Origin of the sequence: Anaerotignum sp. (assembly GCF_031981185.1) — a bacterium.
In the GTDB taxonomy this organism is placed as follows: domain Bacteria; phylum Bacillota; class Clostridia; order Lachnospirales; family Anaerotignaceae; genus Chakrabartyella.
The window spans coordinates 6,231-17,203 of sequence record NZ_DALYUL010000037.1 but is presented as its reverse complement, the minus strand read 5'-3'; the positions used below and the strand labels follow the sequence as shown (position 1 = coordinate 17,203).

Below are 10,973 nucleotides of genomic sequence, written 5' to 3'. Positions count from 1 at the left end.
TCTTCCTTCCGAAATGATTTTTCTATGACTTCAATTCCTTTTGTGAAAATCAATTGAAATGCTTTATAAAAACCATTGTTTAATGTGTCTATCATTTTTTTGGGAACCTTATTTTCTAAATCTTGCTTTAATTCATCAATCTTATTAAATTTACGATTAATAACCTTTTGCTGCTTTTTTTCTAGCATTGTTTTTTCACTGTCCAAAGTTTTTTCCCACAAATCATCAAGATTTCTTGACATAGAACGCCTCCTTAACTAATTGAATAGCCTCTAATATTTTATTATCGTTACAAACATTTTATAAACAACCTTCTTTCTGAATTCAGCTCCTTATCACCTATATTTTAAGTGAGAATACAAAAATATGTCTACAATATAAAAGAAAGACCGCCCTTTAAAGGAGATCTTTCTTCTGTTTACCTTCTAAATTTGCGATTTCGTTGAGGGGTCATTTTCGGATCTAAACATTTTGCTAATATCCGTCGAACCAATATTATTTTTCATATTGGTATCAGATTGAATGTTCTGCATACGGTAATAATCCATTACTCCTAAATTCCCCGTACGTAATGCCTCTGACAATGCCATAGGAACTTGTGCCTCAGCCTCAACAACCTTAGACTTCATATGCTCAACTTCTGCTCTCATTTCCTGCTCTTTTGCAATCGCAGCTGCTCTACGTTCTTCCGCCTTTGCCTGGGCAATTTGTTTGTCCGCCTCAGCCTGTTGAATCTGCAAATGAGCACCAATATTTCTACCAATATCTACATCAGCAATATCAATCGATAAAATTTCAAAAGCTGTTCCATTGTCCAAACCTTTTGACAATACAGTTCTAGAAATTAAATCCGGATTTTCCAAAACACTCTTGTGACTTTGAGAAGAACCAACAGTAGTAACAATACCCTCTCCTACTCTTGCTATAATGGTTTCTTCTCCAGCACCACCCACCAATCTTGCAAGATTGGTACGAACAGTTACTTTAGCGACTACCTTTACCTCGATACCATCAATAGCAACTGCAGAAATCCATGGAGTTTCAATAATTTTAGGTGTTACACTCATACGGACAGCCTCAAAAACATTACGTCCTGCCAAATCAATTGCTGCTGCTCTTTCAAAAGAAAGATCCAGATTTGCTCTGTGCGCCGCAATCAAAGCATCTACAACGTTGTCTACACGCCCACCTGAAAGCAAATGAGATTCCAACTGATTTGCATTTACATCCATACCAGCCTTTTGGGCTTTAATTAATGGACGAATAATTTTATCAGCACGAACACGGCGAAGGCGCATACCAATTAAAGAAAAAATTCCTACTTTAACACCCGCTGATACTGCAGAAATCCATAAACCTAAAGGTACAAAACTTAAAAAAATCATGATAATAACAATAATGACAATGAGCGGCATGACCACTGGTATCAAATCAAACATTTATCGTTCCTCCTTAATCTCTAATCTCGTTCTTTTATTCTTCCCATTCCTTTACAGTAACTGTTTTGCCAGAAATCTGAACAACCTTAACTCTTTTTCCTTTGTCAATAAAATCCCCTAAAGAGCATACATCATAGTTAGTTTCATCAATTTCAGCAACTCCAAAGGGTCTCAAAGTTGTTTGGGTAATACCAATTTTCCCAATTAATCCTTCCAGTCTTGTTTCGTCAAAATCCTTTGATTCTAATCGATCATGCAGAACCACTTTATTATATAATCCACTTTTTTTTGCAATCATTAGCATAATAAAAAATAGAAATACCAATGAAATAATTAAAATCATAAATACGATGACTCCATAAATCTTTGCTGCCATAATTGTGGAACATAATAATGAAAGAATACCAAAAACTCCAAAAACACCAAACCCAGGAATCAGCATCTCTGCAAAAACCAAAATCAAGCCTAGTATAGCTAACACGATAATCCAAGGTAGCATATTTACCCTCCCTTCTCTATATTTCCTTCGATAACTTTCACCAGAAAATACCATTGTTTCTTAATCTTAACACAATTGTAACTGCATCACAACGAAATTCTTATAAAAGTAAAAAATGCTTAAGAAATGATCCTGTCAATTAATGACTACTATTTTAAGAATATCCATTCTTCAAAAATGACGACTACTGTCAATATTTTTTATATAAGCTCTGGTATATTTTTGTATAAGAAAGAAGATTTACCTTCATTATAATATCTCCAAATAATATCTCCAAAAAAACAAACTATATGTTTTAGAAATATAAAGGCCCTGAGAAGGTTTGACAATCATCAAAATTAATTGAATAACTTTTTTGATAACCTAATAAAAGAAGATTCATAACAAAATTCTCAAATAAGCAAGTTTATACAATCTCCTCAATGTTATTCATTCAATTTGATTATCCTATAAGAACCTAATTCAACTTCCTTTGAATATTCAAAGGAGAAAAATCTTAAAAAACACCTTATTCATCGCTTCATTGGAACAATTAGACTCTTACCCGATACTATGTTCTCAGAACGCAATCCGTTAATCTTCATAATTTTATAAATCATACGTTCTATATTTTCATTGTCATCCTTATATTTTTTAGCAATTCCCCATAGAGTATCCCCAGAATGAACGATTACAGCTTCATAGTAAACTTCATTGGTTTGCTCACTCTGTGCGGCCATTGCCATTGTTCCCAGGCATAAAATCATAGCCATTGTGATAAATAAAAATGCTTTTTCCCGTATCTTTTTCATAATTTTTTTAGACATATAACAATTCACAAAAAATACCCCCTCGCACGAACAAGTTTTCTTTTATTTTTCTTTATAGTAATCGAACTAATATTCTTTGTCAATATTTTTTTCACTATTTTCCGAACGTAGGTTTGATTTTATTCCTGCACTGTGTTATACTGCAAAAAAAGGAAATAATTATTAATATAATTGTACCGTATAAAAGTTTTTCATTTACAAAGTCTATCTGTAAAGGAGTGTTATCAATGGGCGATTTGTCACCAAAACAAAGACAAATTTTAGAATATATGAAATCCGAAGTAAGAGAAAAGGGCTATCCTCCATCAGTACGGGAAATCTGCGAAGCAGTTGGGTTAAAATCCACCTCAACTGTTCATGGGCATCTTGCCAGATTGGAAAAAAAAGGCCTCATTCGCCGTGACCCAACCAAACCACGGGCAATCGAAATATTAGCACCCGATTTTTATGATTCCCCTCAAAAAGAATTGGTCAACGTACCAATTATTGGAACCATAACGGCTGGTACACCAATTCTAGCCGTAGAAAATATTGAGGACACCTTTCCCATACCCGTTGAGTATATCCATAATGATACTGTTTTCATGCTGCGCGTTAGAGGAGAAAGTATGATTGAAGCTGGAATTTTTGATAAGGATTTGATCCTTGTAAGGCAGCAAAACTCTGCTAATAATGGAGACATCGTGGTTGCACTGATTGAAGACTTTGCTACCGTTAAAACCTTTTATCGAGAAAAAGATTTTATTCGTTTGCAGCCAGAAAACTCTGCCATGTCACCAATCATTGTCCGTGATGTGACAATATTAGGTAAAGTAATTGGCTTATTCAGAAAATTCTAAGGAGTGTGTATCATGTTTAACTATGTAAAAGTCGCAGTTGCCGTTCCCAAGTTAAAGGTTGCTGACTGCATTTATAATAAACAAGAAATCATGTCAATTATCAAAAGTGCGGCAGAAAAAAAGGTAAAAGTCCTTACCTTCCCCGAGCTTTCCGTTACAGCATATACCTGTGGAGACTTGTTCTTTCAAAGCCCTTTGCTTGCCTCTGCCGAAAAAGCCTTAACAGAAATTGCGGCAGAAACAAAGGAATTAGATATGCTAATACTAATTGGCGTTCCTGTTTTGGCTGATAATCAAACTTTTAATTGTGCGGCACTTCTTCATAAAGGAAAAATATTGGGGCTTGTTCCAAAAACATTACTTCCTAATTATAGTGAGTTTTATGAGGAGCGTTGGTTTGCATCTTCCGATGATTTAATTCAGGAAGAAATCACTTATGGCGGACAAGTTGTTCCCATTGGTGCAGACCTTATTTTTTCTGCGGAAAATTTCCCAAATCTTAAGGTTGGGGTGGAAATTTGCGAAGACTTGTGGGGACCAATTCCCCCAAGTTCCTATTTGAGTTTATACGGAGCCACTGTCCTTTTAAATCCATCAGCTAGTAATGAATTGGCTGCAAAACCGAGTTATCGCCATCAACTCGTTGCCCAGCAATCCTCCCGTTGTTTATGTGCATATGCATATGCTTCTGCAGGAATTGGGGAATCTACCCAAGATACAGTTTTCAGTGGTCACAGCCTAATTTATGAAAATGGCGTTTTACTTGGAGAATCAGAATCATTTTCACAGGAAAATCAGCTTATTTACGCAGATGTGGATTTAGAACTATTAGCTAGCGAACGTCGCAAGCATACCACTTACATGTCACATCTTTCTAGAGCTCATGCCCAAAAATTTTATAGAGAAATCAAATTTTCAATGGCAGAGGAAGAGTTACACGAGTTTAAGCGTCCTATTACCGCAAAACCCTTTACTCCTGCTGATGACGCCTCCTTAAGTAAGCGTTGTCATGATATCTTTATGATTCAGACAACCGGTCTGGCAAGACGGATGGAACATGTCCATGCAAAGACCCTTGTGATTGGAATTTCCGGAGGTTTGGATTCTACACTGGCACTTTTGGTTTGTGTGAAAGCATGCGATTTTTTGAATATTCCAAGAGACCATGTTTTAGGTATTACTATGCCTGGCTTTGGTACCACAGATCGAACATACCAAAATGCAGTTCAATTAATGAAATCTCTAGGTATTTCTACGCGAGAAATTTCCATCCGTGCAGCTTCTTTACAACATTTTGAGGATATCGGTCACGATCCTTCTGTCCATGATGTTACTTATGAAAACACACAGGCCCGTGAGCGTACCCAAATTCTGATGGATATTTCAAATCAAACAGGGGGAATCGTTGTAGGAACAGGTGATTTATCAGAGCTTGCACTGGGCTGGGCAACCTATAATGGTGACCATATGTCCATGTATGCTGTTAATGCCGGTATCCCGAAAACATTGGTTCGAGTTTTAGTAAATTGGGTTGCATCCACAGGTGAATTAGATCAAAAAGCCTCCGAAATTCTTCTTGATATTTTGGATACACCTGTAAGTCCGGAGTTATTGCCACCCGACGAAAATGGAAACATTAATCAAAAAACAGAGGATTTGGTGGGTCCCTATGAACTTCACGACTTTTTCCTATATCAAATCATTCGCTTCGGCTTCTCACCCGCCAAGGTATTATTTTTGGCAGAGCAGGCCTTCGGAAATGCTTATTCTAAAGAAACACTTTTGAAGTGGCTAAAAAACTTCTACCGCCGCTTCTTTATGCAGCAGTTCAAGCGTTCTTGCTTGCCTGACGGCCCTAAGGTTGGTGCTTTATGTCTATCTCCAAGAAGTGATTGGCGTATGCCTACGGATGCTTCGAGTCGAATTTGGATGGAAGAAGTTGAAAAATTATAATAGTGTGATTAATTAGAGAACATTAGTGTACTAACGAAAAATAGTCTTATCAAAACAATTAAAAAAGCCTGTATAACCTGAGTTTCTTGAAAACCCTCGTTATACAGGCTCTTTTATACTTGTAAAGACGTCTCACTTTGGATACAGAAAGACCTCTGTCTATTGTATCTCCGAATGTTAAACAACGTTATCTATTCTTCCGACATTTTAAGAGAGAAAACAAAGGTGCTTCCTTCTCCTGGGGTACTTTTGACCGTAATGCCTTCATTATGAGCCTGAAGGAACTCTCTTACTATGGCCAATCCAATTCCGCTACCTTGCATATCCTGATTACGTGTCCTATCTGCCTTATAAAAACGATCAAAAATATACTTTTGATCCTCAGGGCTAATGCCAATTCCATGGTCTTTAATGGATACCAAAACTTTCTTTCGCTCTGTTTTTGTAGTTTCCACTTCTATCAACCCACCAATCGGTGAGAACTTCACAGCATTGCTCAATAAATTTTGAATTACCCTAGAAATCTTATCTATATCCCCGTGAACCATGGTAATTTGGTCTGCAAAAATTGCTTTAATAACAGCATTTTTCTCGTTTAACTGGGGTTCTAATAAATTAATGTTAGCACGAATTTGCTCATTTAAATCAAAGTCAGATTCATCTAAAATAATTTTGCTGCTTTCCGCTCTACTTAAATCAACAATTCCTTCTGTTAAACGTGAAAGCCGCAGCGTTTCCTCTAAAACAATATGCAAATATTTTTCCTGCTTTTCCAAAGGTACCGTTCCATCCAACATCGCCGTCAGAAACCCTTGCATGGAAGTAAGTGGTGAACGTAAATCATGTGAAACATTTGCGATAAAATCACGACGGGTCTTATCGTTGTTTTGTAAACTTTCAGCCATATAGTTAAAGCTCTTTGCCAGCTCACCAAACTCATCATTGCTTATAATTTCCACCCTGTGTTCAAAATTTCCGCTGGCAATTACCTTGGCTGCTTCATTCATTTCTTTAATAGGTCTAGTCATTTTTCTGGAGGTAAGATAGCTCACCACAATAGCAAAAAGAAACACCACAAAAATGCTAGCAATACCCACTTGATACATCTGATATAGAGATTGCTCCATTTCAGGCATAGAACGACACATAAAAATCCCGGCCATTTTCCCCACCGAAAGCGGATAACCAACCACTAGCGTGGGTACATCAAATATCGTCGTTGCCTTTCTCTCACTTGAAACAATATTTCCTGCCTTTACCCCATCCACCAAGTCCTGAAAGGCAAAGGATTGTCCAATCATCATTTCATCAAGCCCCGGTGACGCCAACACAACAACACCGTCTGCATTTACCATTAAAATGCCTGCACCCATATACTCTTCTAACACTTGCAACTCATAACTCAAATTGCTTAAGTTGCCTGTTCGATATGCATTTGTAAATGCTACAGAAATCTTTCGCCCTTGTTGAATCAGCTCATTGCGCTTTTCTTTCATATAATACTGGGTGTAAACCACTGATAGAATCCCACCTAATATCAACACACAAATTAGAATCGTAGCAATGTATTGTAGCATTTGTTTTTTCACAATTGATTCTTTTCGCATGATTTTACCTCCAAAATCCATCAAAAATGCTTCCATAATTTCGGAATGATGGTATAATAAATATATTGCATTAAAAAAGAAAGGAGAATAACGGTTTAACCGTTTTACAATCCAATGAATCTTAAAAAACCGCAATCCAATCCTGACAAAAAGAAGCTTTCCACTGCTGATATTATTCTAATCGGCGTGGGATTATATGTTTTAATCAGAACACCTTGGGGAAATATGAATAGCTTTCATTATCTCCTGTTTTTCCTTTATATTTTCTGCATGATGATGCGCCTCACAAATATTAGAAAACAAAATTCTCAAAGGGAAAAAATGAAGCAAGAAAAACAAAGACTTGCCCTACAAACCCAAGAGGAAAAAAAGGATGAGGAGCTTGCTGAAATAGTGGAACCCAAAGAAGAGGAAAACTCCTCCGCTGACCATGAACTCATTGCCTCTGAAAAAGACTCTAACTCATAATTTCATTGATTATTTGGTTATGTATTATCACAGCAATGATGCAAGAGTATCTAAAACTAATAAACTATTTATGTAAGACGACTGATTATCAGTCGTCTTATTTTATATATTCTTACGATTGTGATGTCACTTCTGACCAAATTTGTACCCAACACTCCATACCGTCAGAATGCCCCATTCATCCTCCTGGTTCAACTTTTCTCGAATGCGCTTCACATGCACATCCACGGTTCTTGTATCACCAATATACTCATAGCCCCATATTTGGTCTAAAAGTTGTTCTCTTGTAAAAACTCGATTGGGATGTTCCGCTAAATAGTATAAAAGTTCAAATTCCTTTGGTGGAAATTCTAAACTTTTTCCATGATAAGAAACGGAGTAATTAGAAATATTAATTTCCAAGTTAGGAAACCGTAGGATGTTGGCATCCTCCTGTTGCTTTGGTTCATAACGCCGTAAAACTGCCTTAACTCTTGCTACCAGTTCCTTAGAATCAAAGGGCTTCACAATGTAATCGTCCGCACCAAGCTCTAACCCAAGAACCTTATCAAAGGTTTCACCCTTTGCTGTCAGCATAATAATGGGGACATTACTTGTTTTGCGAACTTCCGCGCAAACTTGATATCCATCCATACCTGGCAACATCAAATCTAATATAACTAAATCCGGTTTAACAGCACCTATCTCCTTGATTGCCTCTCTGCCATCATATGCTTCTTTGGTATCATAGCCCTCTTTCTCCAGATAAAGAGAAATTAACTCCGCAATATGTTTATCATCATCCACAATCAAAATCTTTTGTTTTCCGTTCATGAAGATCTCCCCTTTTGTTGAAAGAATTCACAGAATCTTTTCATTTTCCACGCTGGCAACAGATGGTTTATTAATGATACATCCTCAATAACTATTAAACTCCGTGAAAAAGAGTATATTTGGCTGTTTATTACTTTAACTCTACCACGGTAACACCCGCTTCACCCTCACCGTATACCCCTGGTCTTTGACTTTTTACATGAGAGTTTGTTTTCAAAAAACTTTGCACAGCTGTACGCAAAGCACCTGTTCCCTTACCATGAATAATCACAATTTGTTTTAAGCCTGATAAATATGCATCGTCAATATATTTATCTATATTTGCCAACGCTTCATCCACCAATTGCCCTCTGCAATCAATTTCTGCCGAAATAAATTGGCTCTTGGATACCTTAGACCGTGGAGCTGACTGTTTTTGCTTATTTTCCTTTGGTGCTGAATCGTCAAGCATCAGCTCCGCCAAAGGAATCTTAGCCTTCATACTTCCCATTTGCACCATGACTTCTTTGTTTTTATCAGGCGGGGAAATGACAACACCATTTTGATCGAAGGATATAACATAAACACGATTTCCTGTCTGTAAATTTTCAGGCACTTTATGGCTGGGTTTTATCTTTTTGGATTTCAGAAAGTCCTCTTGCACAGAAGATAATTTTTCCTTTAGCTTGCTCCTGTTTTCTAGAAGTTTTTGTTGATTACCCTTTTCCTTGGCCTGACGATTCATTTCTTTGATAATGCTATCAGCCTCTTCCTTGGCCTGAGCATAAATCAACTTTGCTTCCTCTCTGGCTTTTTGCAATATCTTTTCCTTTTGCTCTTTTGTCTTTTCTTTCTGAAGTTCCACCTCAAGCTTTAAGTTTTCAGCTTCTTTGCGATATTGCTCAGCCCTTTCTTGCTCAAAGGCAACAGATTTCTTGCTGATCTCCAAATCTGTAATAACATCCTCAAATCTAGCTTCATCTTGACTGATAAATTCTTTGGCACTATCAAGAATATACTCCTGTAAACCTAAACGCTTCGAAATGGCAAAGGCATTACTCTTACCGGGAATACCAATCAACAATCGATATGTTGGTCGCAAGGTTTGTACATCAAACTCACAACAGGCATTTTCAACACCCTGGGTAGACAGAGCATACACCTTAAGCTCACTGTAATGGGTGGTCACAGCAGTGCGAATTTTTCTTTCTTTTAGCGCCTGTATAATGGCAAGGGCAAGTGCAGCACCTTCGGTAGGGTCTGTACCTGCACCTAGCTCGTCAAAAAGAACCAGTGAGTCATCCGTCACTTCATCCATAATTTTTACAATATTCGTCATGTGGGAAGAGAACGTGCTTAAGCTTTGCTCAATACTCTGTTCATCCCCAATATCAGCAAAAACATTATCGAAAATGGCCAATTGTGAATGGTCAAACGCAGGAATATGAAGTCCTGCCTGTCCCATTAATGTAAATAAACCAAGGGTTTTCAGCGCAACTGTTTTACCTCCGGTATTGGGGCCTGTAATTAATAATGTTGTAAATTCCTTCCCCAAATAAATATTAATCGGCACGACAGCCTTTGCATCCAAAAGGGGATGTCTTGCTTTTTCAATATGGACATAGCCTTTTGTATTAAATAGAGGTCTGGTTCCTCCCATGGATACCGATAATCCCGCCTTTGCGAAAATAAAATCCATTTGGGTCAAAAGCTCCAAATTCGCTTCTAAAACCATGGTATTTTCCGTAACCAGACGTGAAAGTTCCACCAAGATTTTACGAATTTCATCTTTCTCTTTTGCCTGAAGCTCCTTTATTTTATTGTTTAACTGTATAACACTCAGTGGCTCCATAAATAATGTGGAACCTGTGTTGGATTGGTCATGTATCATACCTGGAAAGGTGTTTCTATACTCACTCTTTACAGGAACACAATAGCGGTCATTTCTAATGGTAATTACAAAATCCTGAAGCATATTACGGTATGCAGAGGAAGAAATCACTCCGTTTAAGTGATCTCTAACTTTTTCATTGGAAATCTTAATTTCCTTGCGGATATTGCGAAGCTCTGCACTTGCATCATCAGAAATTTCTGTTTCAGAAAGGATGCATCGATTAATTTCATTCTCCAAGGCAGGTATGGGCGCCAGTAATTCAAAATACTCATCCATTCTTTCATAGGCTTCTGCCTTATTTTCATGCTTACCATAGTTTTTCATCTTTCGACACACATAAAGAAATTCTCCAACTTCCATCAATTCGGAAATAGAGAGAACCCCTGCCATGCTTGCCCGCTTTAACTGGGGTCTTATTTCACGAAAACCACCAAAGGAAGGTGTGCCTTTTCGTAAAATCATATTTGTAGCTTCCGTGGTTTCTTGCTGCCATAGAGCAATATCGCTCATCACCATTGCAGGTTGCAGTTCTCTGGCTCGTTCCTTTGCCATTGGCGAAACCGCAAAAGCGGCTAATTTTTCAATAATCTTATCATATTCCAACGTGTGTAATGCTTTTTTGTTCATTTTTATCCCTCATTCATTTCATAGAGAATGCCTTTATTATATCCTT

9 protein-coding genes and 1 pseudogene are annotated in these 10,973 nt (G+C 37.4%); 3 read left to right on the top strand and 7 right to left on the bottom strand.

The genetic code is table 11. The annotated features are described in order from the left end of the window. The 4 genes and pseudogenes from RTK36_RS15280 to yneA form a co-directional block, all read right to left on the bottom strand. A pseudogene (locus RTK36_RS15280) lies at positions 1-242 on the bottom strand (hypothetical protein); the annotation flags it as partial. Positions 243-425: 183 nt separating this feature from the next. Then, on the bottom strand, positions 426-1,439 hold the full coding sequence (floA, locus tag RTK36_RS15275) for a flotillin-like protein FloA (protein ID WP_312048094.1): 1,014 nt from the start codon (positions 1,437-1,439) through the stop codon (positions 426-428). Positions 1,440-1,473: 34 nt separating this feature from the next. Continuing rightward, a complete protein-coding gene (locus RTK36_RS15270; protein WP_312048093.1) occupies positions 1,474-1,938 on the bottom strand; it encodes an NfeD family protein in 465 nt (154 codons plus the stop codon). Between the two features lie 512 nt (positions 1,939-2,450). Beyond that, positions 2,451-2,756: a cell division suppressor protein YneA gene (yneA, locus tag RTK36_RS15265; RefSeq protein ID WP_312048092.1), complete on the bottom strand. Its 306-nt coding sequence runs from the start codon at positions 2,754-2,756 to the stop codon at positions 2,451-2,453. A gap of 218 nt (positions 2,757-2,974) precedes the next feature. On the opposite strand from yneA, the gene lexA reads away from it, so the two are divergent. Further along, the gene (gene lexA, locus RTK36_RS15260) at positions 2,975-3,586 is read left to right on the top strand and encodes a transcriptional repressor LexA (RefSeq protein WP_066051682.1); all 612 of its coding nucleotides are present in this window, start codon (positions 2,975-2,977) and stop codon (positions 3,584-3,586) included. A gap of 12 nt (positions 3,587-3,598) precedes the next feature. Beyond that, positions 3,599-5,539, top strand: coding sequence for an NAD(+) synthase (locus tag RTK36_RS15255; protein WP_312048091.1), 1,941 nt, complete (start codon positions 3,599-3,601; stop codon positions 5,537-5,539). Positions 5,540-5,730: 191 nt separating this feature from the next. On the opposite strand, the gene RTK36_RS15250 is transcribed toward RTK36_RS15255, so the two are convergent. After that, positions 5,731-7,146 (bottom strand): HAMP domain-containing sensor histidine kinase, encoded by a 1,416-nt coding sequence (locus tag RTK36_RS15250; RefSeq protein WP_312048090.1) that lies wholly within the window; start codon positions 7,144-7,146, stop codon positions 5,731-5,733. Between the two features lie 114 nt (positions 7,147-7,260). Here RTK36_RS15250 and RTK36_RS15245 point away from each other — a divergent pair, with 114 nt between their 5' ends. After that, positions 7,261-7,614 (top strand): hypothetical protein, encoded by a 354-nt coding sequence (locus RTK36_RS15245; protein ID WP_312048089.1) that lies wholly within the window; start codon positions 7,261-7,263, stop codon positions 7,612-7,614. Between the two features lie 126 nt (positions 7,615-7,740). Here the strand turns inward: RTK36_RS15245 and RTK36_RS15240 are convergent, their stop codons facing one another. Continuing rightward, positions 7,741-8,427, bottom strand: a complete 687-nt coding sequence (locus RTK36_RS15240; RefSeq protein ID WP_312048088.1) for a response regulator transcription factor — start codon at positions 8,425-8,427, stop codon at positions 7,741-7,743. Positions 8,428-8,557: 130 nt separating this feature from the next. Then, positions 8,558-10,927: an endonuclease MutS2 gene (locus RTK36_RS15235; protein WP_312048087.1), complete on the bottom strand. Its 2,370-nt coding sequence runs from the start codon at positions 10,925-10,927 to the stop codon at positions 8,558-8,560. Positions 10,928-10,973 lie beyond the last annotated feature (46 nt).